Origin of the sequence: Kocuria kalidii (assembly GCF_044462225.1) — a bacterium.
GTDB lineage: Bacteria > Actinomycetota > Actinomycetes > Actinomycetales > Micrococcaceae > Kocuria > Kocuria kalidii.
Genome location: NZ_JBISWJ010000089.1, coordinates 22,746 through 38,387, shown reverse-complemented (window position 1 = coordinate 38,387; position 15,642 = coordinate 22,746). Strand labels below are relative to the sequence as shown.

The following is a 15,642-nucleotide window of genomic DNA, read 5'->3' as shown; positions in this document are numbered from 1 at the left end:
CTCGCCCACTTCCACCCCTTCATCCCTGCCGGAGGGGTCGGCTCCCGGCTCTGGCCCCTGTCCCGGGCCGACGCGCCGAAGTTCCTGCTGGACCTCACCGGCTCCGGCTCGTCGCTCCTGCGCGCCACCTACGACCGGCTCGCCGGGCTCGGCGGCGGCAGCGTCATGGTCGTGACCGGCCGCACGCACGCCGCGGCGGTGTGCCGGCAGCTCCCGGAGCTCTCGGCGGAGGACCTCGTGCTCGAGCCCTCCCCGAAGGACTCGGCGGCGGCCATCGGGCTGGCCTGCATGCTCGTCCAGCGCCGGGACCCCGAGGCGATCGTCGGCTCCTTCGCCGCCGACCACGTGATCGAGCCCGCCGGGGCCTTCCAGGACGCCGTGCGGGAGGCGGTGACCGCCGCGGCCACGGGACGGATCGTGACGATCGGGATCCCGCCGAGCTCCCCGGCCACCGGGTTCGGCTACATCCGGGCCGGGGCCCCGCTGGGGATCCCGGGGGCGCCGAACGCGCTGGGCGTCGAGGAGTTCGTCGAGAAGCCCGACGAGGACACCGCCCGGCAGTACGTGGCCGGGGGCAACCACACCTGGAACGCCGGGATGTTCGTGGCCCCGGCGTCGTTGATGCTGCGCCATCTCGCGGCGAGCGAGCCGGCGCTGCACGCCGGGCTGAGCGAGATCGCCGAGGCCTGGGGCACCCCGGCCCAGGACGAGGTCGTGGACCGGGTGTGGCCCGGGCTGCCGAAGATCGCGATCGACTACGCCGTGGCCGAGCCCGCGGCCGCGGCCGGGGACGTGGCCATGGTCCCGGCGAGCTTCACCTGGGACGACGTCGGGGACTTCGCCGCGATCCGGCGGCTCAACCACGTCGATCCCGAGACGGATCCCGACGTGACGGTCCTGGGCGACAACAGCCGGGTGCTCTCGGACAGCTCCAGCGGCATCGTCGTCTCGGACACGGGCCGGCTGATCGCCCTGATCGGGGTCGAGGACATCGTCGTGGTGGACACCCCGGACGCGCTGCTGGTGACCACCCGGGAGCACGCCCAGCGGGTCAAGGACGCCGTGGCCTCCCTGAAGCAGCGCGGCAACACGGACGTGCTCTGAAAACGGCCGGGGCCGTGCGCACCCGGGACTGGCCGCCTTCCGGCCCGAGTCCAGTCTCAGCGGCTCGCGAGCCAGACCTGGGCCTCCTGGGACTGCAGGGACAGGGCCTTGCCGATGTAGGGCTCCGCGGCCGCCGCGACCTGCTTGCCGACGAACGGGATGTTCGCCTCCACCGTGCAGTCCACGTTGACCTCCGTCTGCTCGCCCACTGCGCGCAGGGTCTGGTCGGCGCTGCCGGAGACCGGCAGGGAGGCCACCCGGATGTCGCTGCGCACGGTGCGGGACCCGTCCTCGGCCGGGGCCTCGTAGGCGTCCGTCTGGGTGAGGTGCACGGAGTCCCCGACGAACCGCTTGGCCATGTCCGGGAGCCGGTCGGCGCTCATCGCCCGCACCGTGGTCACGATGAAGGCCCCGCTGGTCTCGCCCGAGACCTCGAAGGACTCCAGGGTGGCGCCGGCCTTCTCGGCCACGTGGCGGACGAAGGCCTCGTCGGCGAAGGTCGCGACGACCTGGTCGACGGGCGCGGGAACGGTGGTGGAGGCGGTGACGGCCATGGGGGCTCCTCGGGTCTGTGGATCGGTTCTGCTTCATCCTAGAGAACCGCCTCCAACGATCATGCACGGTCCAGCCTGTCGACCGCCACGCCCTGCAGGCGCAGCTTCTTGTAGTGGCCGTTGCGCACGGTCAGCAGGGTGCCGCCGGCCAGGGCGGCGATCGCCGAGCCGGTGAGGATGCCGACCTTCGCGTGCTCGTCGTGCAGGCTGCCGGGGCCGAAGCTCAGCTCCGCCACGAGCAGGGCCACGGTGAAGCCGATGCCGGCGACCATGGCCAGGCCGCCGAGGTCCAGCCACGTGTAGTCGTCGTCCTTGGTCGCGGGGGTGAACCGGTCCATGAGCCAGGCGGCGCCGAAGATGCCGATCACCTTGCCGAGGACGAGGCCCAGGACGATGCCGATCGCCACGGGGTCGGACAGGGAGCTGACCACGCCGTCCACCCCGCCCACGGCCACGCCGGCGGCGAAGAACGCGAACACCGGGATGGCCAGGCCGTTGGAGAGCGGCCGGAAGCGGTGCTCCAGGGCCGGGGCGAGTCCGAGCTCGGGCTCCTCCTGGCGGATCACCCGCGGGGTGACCTTCTTGACCGGGACCGTGAAGCCGAGCAGCACGCCGGCGATGGTCGCGTGGATGCCGGACTCCAGGACGAACAGCCACGTGACGATGCCGATGGGCAGCAGGATCACCCAGGCGGCCCAGTGGTGCCGCATGAAGAAATCGGGGAACCTCTGGGCCAGGACGGTGTAGAGCCCCAGCGGGATCAGGGCCAGCAGCAGGTACCTGACGCTGAGTTCGTCGGTGTAGACGAACGCGATGATCACAATGGCGATGAGGTCGTCCACCACCGCCAGGGTGAGCAGGAAGGTGCGCATGGCCACGGGCAGCGAGGCGCCCACCACGGCGAGCACGGAGACGGCGAAGGCGATGTCGGTGGCCGTGGGGATGGCCCACCCGCCCGTGGTGCCGGGGTCGCTGCTCAGCGTGAGGTTGACCACCAGGTAGATCAGCGCCGGGGCGAGCACGCCGCCGAACGCCGCGACGACGGGCAGCATCGCCTTGCGGATGTCGCGCAGCTCGCCGTCCACGAACTCGGCCTTGAGCTCCAGGCCCACGAGGAAGAAGAAGATCGCCAGCAGGCCCTCCGAGGCCCACTCGCCCACGGTGTGGTCCAGGCCGGGGAAGTCGATGCCGATGTGGGTGTCCCGCAGGGCGAAGTAGCCGTCCGACCAGGGACTGTTGGCGAGCACCAGCGCGGAGAGCATCGCGATCAGCAGCAGCACACCCCCCACCAGGTCGTGACGGAGGAAGTTGCCCGGTCCCCGCCCGTGCTGGTCAGTCCCGCCTGCGGTCACCGTGGACTCCTGTCCGTCGTGGAGCGGGGGTCAGCGGGTCGTCCGCCGGTGGACCGGCCGACTCCGGGGCCGGGCACGAGGGCCACCGGCTCAGCGGCTCGCGAGCCAGGCCCCGGCGCCGTGGGTGACGTGCCGGATGGACTCCTCGTCGGTGAAGGTCACCACGACCTGGCCGAGCGGCGCAGGAACGGTGGTGGAGGCGGTGACGGCCATCGGAGCTCCTCGGTCGCGGCGGATGCGTGCTCCCATGGTAGGCGGGCCCCGATCCGCGGCCCCGGGACCTGTCGGGAGCCGGGAGTAAGCTGGGACCCGCGACCGTCGGCTCCGACAGCCCCGTCGCGCCACCAGCACCACACTTCAGCGTCCCAGGAGACTGCGCACCCATGACCTTGTCCGGACTGCTCGCCGCCCTCGGGGCGGAGCGTTCCTTCGCCAATCTGCGCATCCAGGCGGGCCTGCCCCCGGGGGAGCGCAGCGCCGAGACCGTGATCAGCGCCCCGGACGGGATGCGCGCGGTGCTCACCGCCCAGCTGCGCGGAGCCCTCGACGACGCCCCGGCGCCGGCCGGTTCCCGTGCCCCCGTGCTGCTGGCCGTGACCGCGACGGGCCGGGAGTCCGAGGACCTCGCCGCGGCCCTGGGCGCCTACCTCCCGGTCGAGGAGGTCGCGGAGTTCCCGGCGTGGGAGACCCTGCCGCACGAGCGGCTCTCGCCCCGCTCGGACACCGTGGGCCGCCGGCTCGACGTGCTGCGCCGGCTGGCCGGCAACGACGCCGAGCGCCCCCTGCGGGTGCTGACGGCCCCGGTCCGGTCCGTGCTCCAGCCCGTCGTCGAGGGCCTGGGGGACATGACCCCGGTGCGCTTCGCCTGCGGGGAGGAGCTCGACTTCGACGCCGCCGTGACCGCGCTCGCCGAGGCCGCCTACGCCCGGGTGGACATGGTCACCCGCCGCGGGGAGTTCGCCGTGCGCGGCGGGATCATCGACGTCTTCTCCCCGGTCGAGGACCACCCCGTGCGCATCGAGTTCTTCGGGGACGAGGTCGACGAGCTGCGCTGGTTCGCCGTCGCCGACCAGCGCACCCTCACCGCGCAGGACCACCCGGACCGCCTGGTGGCCCCGCCGTGCCGCGAGGTGCTCATCACCCCGTCCGTGATGTCCCGGGCCGCGAAGCTCAAGGACTCCCTGCCCGGCGCGGAGTCGATGCTCGAGCGGATCGCCGGCGGCATCTACGTGGAGGGCATGGAGTCCCTCGCGCCCCTGCTCGTGGACGGCATGGTGCCCGTGCTGTCCCTGCTCCCGCCCGGCTCGCTCGTGGTGGTCATGGAGCCCGAGAAGGTCCGCACCCGCGCCCACGACCTCGTGGCCACCAACGAGGAGTTCCTGCTCGCCGCCTGGGACTCCGCCTCGGACGGGCTGTCCGCGCCCATCGACATCTCCTCGGCCGAGCACGCCGTCCAGGACGACGACGCCGCCGACCGCACCCTGGCCTCCGGGTCCTTCCAGACCCTCGCCGAGGCCCGGGCCACCGCGCTGGCGACCGGCCTCGGCTGGTGGGCCGTGACCGCACTCAACGTCAACGCGGTGGCCGGCCAGGACGTGGACGCCGACACCGCCGCGGAGGACATCGCCCTGCTCGACTCGGACGCGGACACCCTCACGGTGGCCGCCCGGGACCCGCTCAGCTTCCACGGCGACGTCGAGGCGATGCTCGAGTTCCTGCAGGGCCGGGTGGCCGACGGCTGGCGCGTCGTCGCCGTGACCGAGGGCCCCGGCCCGCTGACCCGGATCGCGGAGCTGCTGCACGACGCCGGGATCCCGGCCGCCCGCCGCGAGTCCCTGACGGAAGAGCCGCAGCCCGGGATCGTGGAGCTCACCACCGCGGTGGCCGGCAAGGGCTTCGCCCTGGACGGCCCGCGGATCGTGCTGCTCACCGAGGCGGACCTGCTGGGCAGGGCCAGCCCGTACACCACCAAGGACATGCGCAAGCTCCCGGTGCGGCGCAAACGCAACGCCGTGGACCCGCTGGCGCTGAGCCAGGGCGACTTCGTGGTGCACGAGCAGCACGGCATCGGCCAGTTCGTGGAGCTCATCCAGCGGCCCATCGCCGGGGCCATGACCAAGCCCGGCCAGCCCAAGCCGGTGCGCGAGTACCTGGTGCTCGAGTACGCCGCGTCCAAGCGCAACGGACCCCGGGACCGCCTGTTCGTGCCCACCGACCAGCTCGACCAGGTGACCAACTACGTGGGCGGGGAGACGCCCACGCTGTCCAAGATGGGCGGCACGGACTGGAACAAGACCAAGCGCGCCGCCAAGCGGGCCGTGCGGGACATCGCCAACGAGCTGATCCGCCTGTACTCGGCCCGGATGGCCTCCCGCGGCCACGCCTTCGGGGAGGACACCCCGTGGCAGCGCGAGCTCGAGGAAGCGTTCCCGTACATCGAGACGCCGGACCAGCTGACCACCATCGACGAGGTCAAGGCGGACATGGAGCGGGAGGTCCCCATGGACCGGCTGATCTCCGGGGACGTGGGCTACGGCAAGACCGAGGTGGCGGTGCGCGCGGCGTTCAAGGCCGTGCAGGACGGCAAGCAGGCGGCGATCCTCGTGCCCACCACGCTGCTGGCCCAGCAGCACGCCGAGACGTTCACCGAGCGCTTCTCCGGCTTCCCGGTGCGCCTGGCCGCCCTCTCCCGGTTCCAGACGGCCAAGGAGACCCGGGAGACGCTCGCGGGGCTGCAGGACGGGTCCATCGACGTGGTCATCGGCACGCACCGGCTGCTGTCCAAGGAGGTCCGGTTCAAGGACCTCGGCCTCGTGGTCATCGACGAGGAGCAGCGCTTCGGGGTGGAGCACAAGGAGAAGCTCAAGGCGATGCGCACCGACGTGGACGTCCTGGCGATGTCCGCGACCCCGATCCCGCGCACCCTGGAGATGTCGCTCACCGGCATCCGGGAGACCTCGACCCTCGCGACCCCGCCGGAGGAGCGCCACCCGGTGCTGACCTACGTGGGCGCCTACACCGACAAGCAGGTCTCCGCCGCGGTCCGGCGCGAGCTCATGCGCGAGGGCCAGGTGTTCTACATCCACAACCGGGTGTCCTCGATCGAGCGCAAGGCCAAGGAGATCGCCGAGCTCGTGCCCGAGGCGCGGATCGCCGTGGCGCACGGGCAGATGTCCGAGTCCCGGCTGGAGCAGATCATCGTGGACTTCTGGGAGAAGAAGTTCGACGTCCTGGTGTGCACCACCATCGTGGAGACCGGCCTGGACATCGCCAACGCCAACACCCTGATCGTCGACGGCGCGGACCGCTACGGGCTCTCGCAGCTGCACCAGCTGCGCGGGCGCGTGGGCCGCGGCCGGGAGCGGGCCTACGCCTACTTCCTCTACCAGGCCGAGAAGCCGCTCTCCGAGACGGCGCTGGAGCGGCTCAAGGCCGTCGCCGCCCACAACGAGCTGGGCGCCGGCATGCAGCTGGCCGTCAAGGACCTCGAGATCCGCGGCGCCGGCAACATGCTGGGCGGGGAGCAGTCCGGGCACATCGCCGGGGTGGGCTTCGACATGTACCTGCGCCTGGTGGGGGAGGCCGTCGCCGAGTACCGCGGCGAGGAGGACGAGCGGCCCACCGAGATGAAGATCGAGCTGCCGGTCAACGCGTACCTGCCGCACGACTACGTGCCGGGGGAGCGGCTGCGCCTCGAGGCCTACCGCAACCTCGCCAACGCGGCCACGGAGGAGGCGATCCAGGAGGTCGCCGACGAGCTCGTGGACCGCTACGGCGAGGTGCCCGAGCCCGTGCAGAACCTGCTGGAGGTCGCCCGCTTCCGGGTGGCCGCCCGCGCCGCCGGCCTGACCGACGTGGCGGCCCAGGGCAGCATGGTGCGCTTCGCCCCGGCCGACCTCCCCGAGTCCCGGCGCATGCGGCTCACCCGTCTCTACCCGGGCGCGCAGGTCAAGGCGGTGCCCGGCACCGACACCTTCCAGGTGCTGATCCCCAAGCCCAAGACCGAGCGGATCGGCGGCAAGGACCTCGTGGACGGCGCGGTGCTCGCGTGGGCGCGCGGCGTGGTCGAGGCGGTCTTCGCGAAGGAGCCGGCCCCGGCCTGAGCACCGGCCCCGTGCCGCACCCCGCACGGTGATTCACTAGTGTGATCACCAGAGGCGGACTGGCGTCCGCTGCGGCGGACAGGCCGCGGACGCCGCCGCGGCGGCCGCGCGCGGGGGCGCCGTCAGGCACATCCGGAGGGGGTCGATGGTGGGGGAGGACGAGGGCGCCCTGGTGCACCCGGGCGCGGGGGCGTCCGGCGGAGCGGTGCCCGGAGGAGCGGCGACGGGGAGCGCCGCCGGGCGGGACCGCTGTCTGGACCTGCTCCGGGCGGTGGCCCTCGTCCGCATCGTCGCGTACCACACGTTCGGCGGCGCCCTGTTCAGCATCGTCTTCCCGGCCATGGGCATCATGTTCGCGCTCGCGGGGTCGCTCATGGCGGCCTCCCTGCAGCGGCCCGCCGGATCCGTGCTGCGGAGCCGGAGCCGTCGGCTGCTGGTGCCCCTGTGGGTCTACAGCACCACGGTCCTGACCCTGTTCGTGCTCGGCGGATGGGTGCCGGGGGAGCAGGGCACGGGACCGTGGTACCGGGTGCTGCTGTGGTTCGTGCCGCTGGCGGACCCGCCGTACCCCGGGGAGCTCGGCGACGGGACCGGTCCGCTCGACCCGTCCTGGCCGGTGCAGGCGGGCGAGATCCTCTGGTACATCCGGGCCTACCTCTGGTTCGTGCTCCTCTCGCCGCTGCTGCTGCGCCTGTACCGGTCCCGGCCGTGGCCGACCTTCCTGGCGCCGCTGGGGCTGCTGCTCCTCCTGGAGCCCGGCGCGGTGCCGCTCCCGGACCCGGTCTCGGCCGTGCTGACCGATCTGGCCGTCTACGGCTCCTGCTGGATCCTCGGCTTCGCCCACCACGACGGCCGGCTGCGCCGGCTCCCGCGGCGGTTCGTCCTGGTGGCCGGGCCCGTGGTCATGGCGCTGGGTCTGTGGTGGGCCCTGGCCCACCCGACGGAGCAGGGGCTGGACCTCAACGGCATCCCGGTCGGGCAGGCGCTCTGGTCCGCCGGGTTCTGCGCCGTGCTGCTGCGCCTCTCGCCGAGGTGGCAGGTCCTGCCGCGGCCGCTGCGCTTCCTGGACGGGGCGGTCACGCTGCTCAACCGCCGCGCGGTGACGGTCTACCTGTGGCACAACCTGATGATCGCCCTCACCGTGCCGCTCATGGAGCCGGTGTACGCGGTCGACGCCCTCTGGGAGAGCGTCCCCTGGCTGCTCGGGACGTCGTGGCCGGACTTCCTCCTGGCCTGGGCGCTGCTGTCCGGGGTCCTGCTCGCCGTCGGCTGGGCCGAGGACGTCGCCGCGCGGCGGCGCCCCCGGCCGTGGCCGACCGGTTCCCGGCGCGGTGCCGGGCGCGGACGCACCGGCTGAGCGGGCCTGGTGCGCACGCCGCCTGGACGACGACGACAGGGCGCCTCCCGTCCGGGAGGCGCCCTGTCGTCGTCGTGCGTTCGGGCAGTCCTGTCCGGGCAGGACCGCCCGTGCAGGCCTACTCGGTGGCCTTGCCGAACTTGTCGTGGTGGTGGACGTCCGCGGTGTGGGCGTCGCGCTCGCGGACGTCCCGCGGGCCGTCGTCGAACTCGGCGGCCGTGCGGCCCGCGCCCATGTCCGGCACCTCGGTGGTCGAGGGGACGTCCATCACGACCGTGCGCCCGCCGTGGGCCTTCTGCGCCGTGCTGTTGCGCAGGATCGCCACGGGGATGAGCAGCGCGAGCGCGTAGAGACCCAGGCCGACGAACCAGATCAAGGGGCTGTTCGGGTAGCTGGCGAACGCGACGAAGCTGCCGATCATGATGGCCATGCACACCACGAAGAACACGAGGTTGTTGACCAGGTGCCCCTGGCCCGAGTGCGAACGCACGGTGGTACCGCGGCCGCGGGTCGGCGCGTCGGCAGCGGAGACGCTGGTGGACGACTGAGCTCTGTTGGCCATGGTTCCAATCCTTCTGGCGGTGTGGGGGCGGCCCGCCACGGGCGGCCGCGGAAGCAGTCGCCCCCAGTCTAGTGGGTCCGGCGGGACCCCGAGGATGGCCGAGGCCCTACTTGAGCTCGGTCACCGGCACGAACTCGTAGCCGAGCTCCTCGATCCCCGTGACCACCTCGTCCAGGTAGCCGATGTCCAGGAACGGGTGGAAGTAGAAGCTCGCCGTCGACTCCCGGACGATCAGGTTGGCCTCGGCCCGGTCGATGAGGGTCGCGGGGGAGCGCGCCGCGTGGTTGTTCAGGTCCTTCAGCGTCACGTTCTCCAGGTTCTCCGGGTACACCTTCTGCCCGTAGACGTCGTGCACCGAGTAGGGGAAGTACTGCCCGTAGTAGTGCTCGGTGGAGATCTCCCGGTCGGTGATGGTGCCCGCGAAGTACTCACCCTGCTCGTAGCGGGCGTCGTAGAGCTCGGCCATCGCGGCGTAGGCGTTGACGGAGGCGGTGTAGTGGGGCGTCTCGAAGATCGTCGGCTCGCCCAGTCCGGCCTCGGCCATGATCTGCCGGCCCTCCTCCATGCGGGCCCTGTGCTGCGCGACGTCGTCCTGGGGCACGGGCCCCACCTTGCGCACCCAGGAGTCGTCCCGGCACGGCTCGAACTCGTACGGCGGCAGCTCGGTGGCGCTGCACCCGTAGCGGAAGAACTCGTAGTCGTCCCCCGAGCGTCCGCTGTAGGGGTTGTCGGTGGCGCCGTACTGGTGGCTCGTGCCGTGCTGGACGAGCGTTCCCCCGCGCTCCTGCATGTACTTGAGCGCATCCACCACGTGGGGGGCGTCCAGCAGGGTCAGCCCGTACCAGTCGTTCCCGTCCTTGGTGCGGTCGATCTGCACCGGCATCACGGCCACCTGGAACGGGACGCCGCGGGCGTGCAGGTGGTCGGCCACGGCCCGCAGCTGGTCGGGGTCGGCCTCCGGGCCGACGTCCTCGAAGCGCACGGCCGCCTGCTGCACCGCCGGGACGTCCGAGCCGAGCAGGTCGTAGAAGAGGTCGGCGAAGACCAGGTACAGGTGGTTCTCGGTGATGTAGTTCAGGGGCAGCTCCGCGAGGTACGTCAGGTTCCCCGACCGCACCGCCCACGGGACCGAGCTGCCGGTGTAGTCGGGGTCGTCGGTGACGCACGGGCGCAGGGCGTCGGGCTCGCCGCACAGCCCGTGCACGATGACCTCCGCCCGGTCCGCGTCGAGCACGCGGGGAGCGTTGAGCAGGTCCACGCCGTCGGCGTACCGGTCGACCGGCTCGTCCTTGTAGTCGACATGCTTGACCTCGCTGCTCGCCAGCGTGATCGGTTCCTGGGCGTCCCACCCGTACTGGGCGATGAAGTCCTCGCCGTCGGGGGAGGAGGCCGTCGCGAGCTCGTCGATGTTCTGCTCCGCCCACAGGACGGGGACGGTGCCCTCCCGGACGTCGGCGAGGAAGGCGGCCGGCACCTCCGTCTCGTGGTCCGTGCCCAGGTAGACCACCGCGTCGAAGGCGTCCATCCGGTTCTCCTCGTACTCGGCGAGGTCGAGGGCCTCCACCTGGCCGAAGTGGGTGGCGAGGTTGCCGGCCGCGACTGCGTACAGCTCGGCGTTCTCGGGGCGGGAGCCGCTGCCGTCGAAGAGCACCAGGGTCCTGCTGCCGCCGGGCTGCCCCCATGTGGAGGAGAAGTCGGGGGTGTTTCCGGAGGACGGGAGCAGGTCGTCGATCGGGGAGGCGTACTTGTCCGCGACCGCGGACCCCTGGCCGAGCACGATCGAGTCGTCGGTCAGGCCGAAGACCGCCCCCACCGAGAGGACGGGCAGCGCCACGAGGGCCGCCGCCCACAGGGCACGGCCCATCCTGGAGAGCCGGTACTGGTCGTTCATGGTCGTTCCTTTCCTCCCGCGCCGACCGCGGGCTCGTCGGGGGGCGGCGGGATCAGCGGGCGGAGGCCGCCATCGGGCGGAACTCGTCGACGGTGCCGCCGAGCCCGTAGTGCCTGGCCAGGGCCTGGACCGTGCGCTCCGCGGCCCGGCCGTCGCCGTAGGGGTTCACGGCCCGGGCCATCCGGTCGTACTCGGCGCGGTCGAGGAGGAGCCGGGAGACGGCGTCGACCACGTCCTGCTCGTCGGTGCCGACCAGCTCCACGGTGCCGGAGTCGACGGCCTCCGGGCGCTCCGTGGTCTCCCGCATGACGAGGACGGGCTTGCCGAGGGACGGGCCCTCCTCCTGCACCCCGCCGCTGTCGGTGAGGATGAGGCAGGAGCGCTCCATGAGGGCGCAGAACTGCGTGTAGGGCAAGGGCTCGGTGACCAGGACGTTCTCGCGGTCCTGCACGGCGGGGACGATCGCCTCGCGGACCAGCGGGTTGCGGTGGGCGGGAAAGACGAAGTCGTGGTCGGGGTGGATGGCGGCCAGCCGGGCGAGCGCGCGGCCGACCTGCCGCAGGGGCTCGCCCCAGGACTCGCGGCGGTGCGCGGTCACGAGGACCACCGGGCGGCCCCGGCCGAGCCGCTCCGCGAGCGCCTCGTCCTCGATCCGCGGGCGGGCGGCCACCGTGAGCAGCAGGGCGTCGATGACGGAGTTGCCGGTGATCACCACCGTGTCCGCCGCGATGTTCTCCCGCAGCAGGTTGTCCCTGCTCTCCGCCGTCGGCGCCAGGTGCAGCGACGCCATGTGGCTGGTGAGCCGGCGGTTGATCTCCTCCGGGAAGGGGGAGTGCCGGTCGCCGGTGCGCAGGCCCGCCTCGGTGTGCACGACGTCGACGCCGGCGTAGAAGGCGGCCAGCGCGGCGGCGAAGGTGGTGGTGGTGTCCCCCTGCACCAGCACGGCGTCCGGGCGCTCGGCCTCCAGCAGGGGCGCGAGCCCGTCCAGGGTGCGGTTGCTGATCTGGGTGAGCGTCTGCCCGGGGGCGTGGATGTCGAGGTCGTGGTCCGGGACGATGCCGAAGCTGCCGTTGACCTGGTCCAGCATCTCGCGGTGCTGGCCGGTCACGACCACGCGGACGCGGAAGCGGGGGTCCTCGCGCAGGGCGAGGACGAGCGGGGCCATCTTGATCGCCTCGGGACGGGTGCCGTAGACGGCCATGACGGTGATGCGGGTGCTGGGCACGTGGGTCTCCTCGGGGTCGGGTCGTGTCCCCGGCGGGGCCACGGGGTGTGCGGGGTGTGCGCGGGATCTGCGGGTGCGTGGATCGTGCGGGGTGTGCGCGGGATCTGCGGGTGCGTGGGACGTACGGGCGGTGCGCGGGGTCCGCGGGTGCGGGGGCCGTGCGGGCCGGCGGCTCAGGACGGGCCGGCGGCGGTGGCCAGGATCTCGAGGCCGGTGAAGCGGACCCGCGCGTCCTCGGTGTAGAGGCCGATCGCGCCGCCCCGGTAGGGCCGTTCCTCGTCGACGACGGTGGCGAGCTCCTGGCCGTCCACGCTCACGGTCATGCGGGGCCAGTCCTGCTCAACGCGCACGCGGTAGTCCGCACCGATCGGGAACGTCCGTCCGGTGCCCGTGGCGACGAAGCGCTGCTTGCCGGGGTAGGCGGGGTCCTGCTTGGAGATCTCCCACCCGTTGGGCTTGAGCGCCACGGCGTAGAAGTGGTCGTTGTCCCGGTAGTTCCACAGCACCCAGCCGACCTCCCACACGTTGGGATCGCCGGCGCGGACCTGCGCCTCGGTGCGGACGGTGACCTCGAAGGCCGCGTCCCGGTAGGTCTCGGTGGTCCGGACGAGTCCGCCGTGGGTGACGTCCGCGGACGGGGCCGAGCGCGGTTCGAGGACCACCTCCCGGTCGTCGCCGGAGGCCTCGCCGTAGCCGGTGAACTCCACGGTCCACCGCCCGTGCTGCTCCCCGTCCCGCCACGGCTGCGTCCCGCCGCCGCCGGCGCGCAGCACGTCCGTGAACAGGTGCACGACCAGGACGGTCCCGGCCAGCAGGACGGCCCCCAGGGCCAGGGGCGTCCGCACGCGGGTCGGCATCAGCGACCGGACCCGGTGCCGGCCGCCTCGGGCACCTGGTCGTCCGCGGTGCGGTCCGTCTTCGCCCAGGAGGTGCGTCCGGTCAGGGAGCGCACCGTCGCCCGCCAGCCGGCGGCGTACCACAGGAGGGCGTAGGCCACGTACAGGTGCATGAGCAGCACCGCGTGCCAGAGGCGCTGTCCGTGCTCGCGCTCGTTGCGCCAGTACACGACGCCGAAGAGCAGGGCCGGGCCGAACGCGATCAGGTACGCGGAGAGCCACCACGGGGAGAACACCGCGCTGTCGAGGGCCACGTCGAGGCCCACCGCGAGGATCCAGAAGAAGAACGCGAGGCTCAGGAACGAGGTGACGAGCAGCAGGAACGGGCTCGTGAGGTGGTAGAGCAGGTCGACCCGCCGGGTCCCGGCGAGGTTGCGCAGCACCCAGGGGACGAGCGTCCAGGACTGGAGGTGTCCCTGGAACCACCGGGCCCGCTGCCGGATCCAGCGGCCCACGTCCACGAGTCCCTGCTGGTGGACCGCGGTCCGGTGGTTGAACTCCGTGCTCCAGCCGTCGAGCAGGAGGCGCACCCCGAGGTCGAGGTCCTCCGAGAGGCTGCGGGACCACGGCGACGGGCCCAGCCCGTACAGGGCGGAGAGCCGGACGAACTGGCCGTTGCCGCCCAGGCAGACGCTGCCCAGGTGGCGGCGCCCGCGCTGGAAGACCTCCGTGTACAGCACGAACTCGACGTCCTGCATCCGGGCCAGCAGGTTCGTGTCCCGGTTGTTGATCCTGACGCCGATCTGGACAGCGCCCAGCTGCTGGTCGGCGAAGAGGGGCAGCACCTCGTCCAGCACGTGCGGCTCGAGGCGGCCGTCGGCGTCGACCACGCACACGACGACGTCGTTCGAGACCGTTCCGCGGGCGACGGCCCCGGAGCGGATGTGGCGGATCGCCGCGTTGAGGGCCTCGCCCTTCCCCTGACGGGCCCCGGGCGCGCGGCGGCGCAGCAGGTGGACCCGGGCGTCCGGGTAGCTCGCGGCGATCTCGGCGGTGCCGTCGTCCGAGCCGTCGTCGACCACGAGGACGTGCAGGCGGGGGTGCTCGAGCGACACCAGCCGGTCGAGGCTTCCCCGGAGCACGCGCTCCTCGTTCAGGCAGGGGATCACGAAGACGACGTCCGACACGGCCCGGGCGGGGTCGACGCCGACCGGCGTCGGCCGGGCCGCACGCTCCTGGCGCGGAGTCCTGTGGGACAGGACCAGCATGGTGAGCGAGTACAGGACGCTGACGCCCACCAGGACGACCGCCAGGATCAGGACGAGGTCGATGCGCTGGTTGAAGAGGATGATCACCGGGAGCTCCTACGCGCTGATCCGGTGCCGCTCGGCGGCCGGCCCCGGTGCGGACCGCAGGCCGTCGAGGGCGCCGGCGCGGGACGGCTTCCGGGCCGAGCGCACCCGGTCGGCCGCCGCGGAGAGCAGGACGGCGCCGAGCATGAACAGGACGTAGGACAGGAACAGGGCCATGGCGATCATCAGCAGCAGACGCCCCCCGTCCTGCAGGCTCGCCTGGACGAGCTCGGTGGCGGGTGCCATCCCCATGGGCACGAGAGCAGCGGTGGACACGACGGTCTCCTCCGGGTCGAAGCTGATCCGTCCCCCCGACGGATCCGTCGGCCCGTCCCCCCGGACCGGCCGACTGCATGCATCATGCGCACAGTTTGCGTTTGCATTCCAGGAGCGGAGTCGACGGCGGGAGCGTTGGCGGTTGCAAAGACATGTGTTCCGGCTCGTCAGGTGGTCCTCGGCCGCGGCATCACGCGGTTACCGCGATGTAGGAACGATGTGCTAGCTGTCCAGCAAATTGGGGACAAAGCATATTCTGTGGCGTCCCCCACACGGGTGCGTGCCGCACGGGGCCGGTCGCCGGGATCGTCCGGGTGCCGGTGGACCGGTGTCCCCGGTGCGGAGGACCACCGCTCGGACGTGCCCGGCCGGACCGGATCCGGGGTGCTGGCGGGCCGGAGGCGGCCGTGGGGCGGGTCGGCTCTCCGGCGTCGTCACCGGGTCCACGGGGTCCACGGGGCCGGACATGCGGACGGCCCCCTCCCGGCGGGGAGGGGGCCGTGGGCCGCGGGGCGCGGCGGACTACTGCGTGGCTCTGCCCAGCGTGTCGTCCTTGTGCTCCGCGCGGACCTCCGCGTCCCGGGCGCCGATGTCCCGGGGGCGGTCGGGAAAGCTCTCCGCGGTGGTGGGCTCGCCGGCGACCTCCGTTGTCGGGGGCACGTGCATGAGGATGGTGCGCCCGCCCTCCGCCTTCTTCGAGGTGCTGTTCTGCAGGATGCCCACGGGGATGAGCAGGGCCAGCGCGTAGAGTCCCAGTCCGACGATCCACACCAGCGGGCTGTCGGGATAGGTGGCGAAGGCGATGAAGCTGCCGATCATGATGGCCATGCACAGCACGAAGAACACGAGGTTGTTGACCAGGTGTCCCTGGCCGGAGTGCGAGCGGACGCCGGTGCCGTCCCTGCGGGCGTCGGCCGACCCGTCCGCGGAGACGCTGGTGGACGACTGAGCTCTGTTGGCCATGGTTCCGTTCCTTCTGGCGGTGGGAGGCGGCCGGTCGCGGGCGGCCGTGGACGCGTTCGCGGTCAGT

Annotated in this window: 13 protein-coding genes; 3 read left to right on the top strand and 10 right to left on the bottom strand. The window is 72.5% G+C overall.

The features are described 5' to 3' along the window. Positions 1-1,104 (top strand): sugar phosphate nucleotidyltransferase (locus tag ACH9D3_RS13465; RefSeq protein WP_396409921.1); only part of this gene is annotated, 1,104 nt, incomplete at its 5' end. 56 nt (positions 1,105-1,160) lie between these two features. On the opposite strand, the gene ACH9D3_RS13460 is transcribed toward ACH9D3_RS13465, so the two are convergent. From ACH9D3_RS13460 to ACH9D3_RS13450, 3 genes are all read right to left on the bottom strand, one after another. Beyond that, entirely contained in the window at positions 1,161-1,658 is a 498-nt protein-coding gene (locus ACH9D3_RS13460) for a DUF2505 domain-containing protein (RefSeq protein ID WP_396411328.1), read from the bottom strand. A gap of 59 nt (positions 1,659-1,717) precedes the next feature. After that, positions 1,718-3,010 carry a Na+/H+ antiporter NhaA gene (gene nhaA, locus ACH9D3_RS13455; RefSeq protein WP_396411327.1) on the bottom strand — a complete coding sequence of 431 codons (1,293 nt, stop codon included), beginning with the start codon at positions 3,008-3,010 and terminating at the stop codon, positions 1,718-1,720. A 90-nt stretch (positions 3,011-3,100) separates the two neighbouring features. Continuing rightward, a complete protein-coding gene (locus tag ACH9D3_RS13450; RefSeq protein ID WP_396399118.1) occupies positions 3,101-3,223 on the bottom strand; it encodes a hypothetical protein in 123 nt (40 codons plus the stop codon). Positions 3,224-3,393: 170 nt separating this feature from the next. Here ACH9D3_RS13450 and mfd point away from each other — a divergent pair, with 170 nt between their 5' ends. Next, on the top strand, positions 3,394-7,113 hold the full coding sequence (gene mfd / locus ACH9D3_RS13445; protein WP_396411326.1) for a transcription-repair coupling factor: 3,720 nt from the start codon (positions 3,394-3,396) through the stop codon (positions 7,111-7,113). A 145-nt stretch (positions 7,114-7,258) separates the two neighbouring features. Next, on the top strand, positions 7,259-8,470 hold the full coding sequence (locus ACH9D3_RS13440; protein ID WP_396411325.1) for an acyltransferase family protein: 1,212 nt from the start codon (positions 7,259-7,261) through the stop codon (positions 8,468-8,470). A 118-nt stretch (positions 8,471-8,588) separates the two neighbouring features. On the opposite strand, the gene ACH9D3_RS13435 is transcribed toward ACH9D3_RS13440, so the two are convergent. From ACH9D3_RS13435 to ACH9D3_RS13405, 7 genes are all read right to left on the bottom strand, one after another. Then, positions 8,589-9,032 (bottom strand): hypothetical protein, encoded by a 444-nt coding sequence (locus tag ACH9D3_RS13435; RefSeq protein WP_396411324.1) that lies wholly within the window; start codon positions 9,030-9,032, stop codon positions 8,589-8,591. Positions 9,033-9,138: 106 nt separating this feature from the next. Then, positions 9,139-10,923: a DUF2334 domain-containing protein gene (locus tag ACH9D3_RS13430; RefSeq protein WP_396411323.1), complete on the bottom strand. Its 1,785-nt coding sequence runs from the start codon at positions 10,921-10,923 to the stop codon at positions 9,139-9,141. A gap of 52 nt (positions 10,924-10,975) precedes the next feature. Next, positions 10,976-12,124 carry a non-hydrolyzing UDP-N-acetylglucosamine 2-epimerase gene (wecB, locus tag ACH9D3_RS13425; protein WP_396411330.1) on the bottom strand — a complete coding sequence of 383 codons (1,149 nt, stop codon included), beginning with the start codon at positions 12,122-12,124 and terminating at the stop codon, positions 10,976-10,978. Positions 12,125-12,321: 197 nt separating this feature from the next. Next, a complete protein-coding gene (locus ACH9D3_RS13420) occupies positions 12,322-13,005 on the bottom strand; it encodes a calcium-binding protein (protein WP_396411322.1) in 684 nt (227 codons plus the stop codon). Then, entirely contained in the window at positions 13,005-14,339 is a 1,335-nt protein-coding gene (locus ACH9D3_RS13415; protein ID WP_396411321.1) for a glycosyltransferase family 2 protein, read from the bottom strand. Before ACH9D3_RS13415 ends, ACH9D3_RS13420 begins: the two co-directional genes overlap by 1 nt. A gap of 9 nt (positions 14,340-14,348) precedes the next feature. Next, complete coding sequence (locus ACH9D3_RS13410; protein ID WP_396411320.1) at positions 14,349-14,612, bottom strand: hypothetical protein; 264 nt, start codon at positions 14,610-14,612, stop codon at positions 14,349-14,351. A gap of 522 nt (positions 14,613-15,134) precedes the next feature. Further along, positions 15,135-15,575: a hypothetical protein gene (locus tag ACH9D3_RS13405; protein ID WP_396411319.1), complete on the bottom strand. Its 441-nt coding sequence runs from the start codon at positions 15,573-15,575 to the stop codon at positions 15,135-15,137. Positions 15,576-15,642: the final 67 nt, after the last annotated feature.

Excerpts from the sequence above, each read along its gene's own strand:
- wecB (WP_396411330.1), bottom strand. The coding sequence starts at position 12,124 with ATGGCCGTCTACGGCACCCGTCCCGAGGCGATCAAGATGGCCCCGCTC.
- ACH9D3_RS13405 (WP_396411319.1), bottom strand. The coding sequence starts at position 15,575 with ATGGCCAACAGAGCTCAGTCGTCCACCAGCGTCTCCGCGGACGGGTCG.
- ACH9D3_RS13440 (WP_396411325.1), top strand. The coding sequence starts at position 7,259 with ATGGTGGGGGAGGACGAGGGCGCCCTGGTGCACCCGGGCGCGGGGGCG.
- ACH9D3_RS13450 (WP_396399118.1), bottom strand. The coding sequence starts at position 3,223 with ATGGCCGTCACCGCCTCCACCACCGTTCCTGCGCCGCTCGGCCAGGTC.
- ACH9D3_RS13420 (WP_396411322.1), bottom strand. The coding sequence starts at position 13,005 with ATGCCGACCCGCGTGCGGACGCCCCTGGCCCTGGGGGCCGTCCTGCTG.
- ACH9D3_RS13430 (WP_396411323.1), bottom strand. The coding sequence starts at position 10,923 with ATGAACGACCAGTACCGGCTCTCCAGGATGGGCCGTGCCCTGTGGGCG.
- ACH9D3_RS13460 (WP_396411328.1), bottom strand. The coding sequence starts at position 1,658 with ATGGCCGTCACCGCCTCCACCACCGTTCCCGCGCCCGTCGACCAGGTC.
- mfd (WP_396411326.1), top strand. The coding sequence starts at position 3,394 with ATGACCTTGTCCGGACTGCTCGCCGCCCTCGGGGCGGAGCGTTCCTTC.
- ACH9D3_RS13435 (WP_396411324.1), bottom strand. The coding sequence starts at position 9,032 with ATGGCCAACAGAGCTCAGTCGTCCACCAGCGTCTCCGCTGCCGACGCG.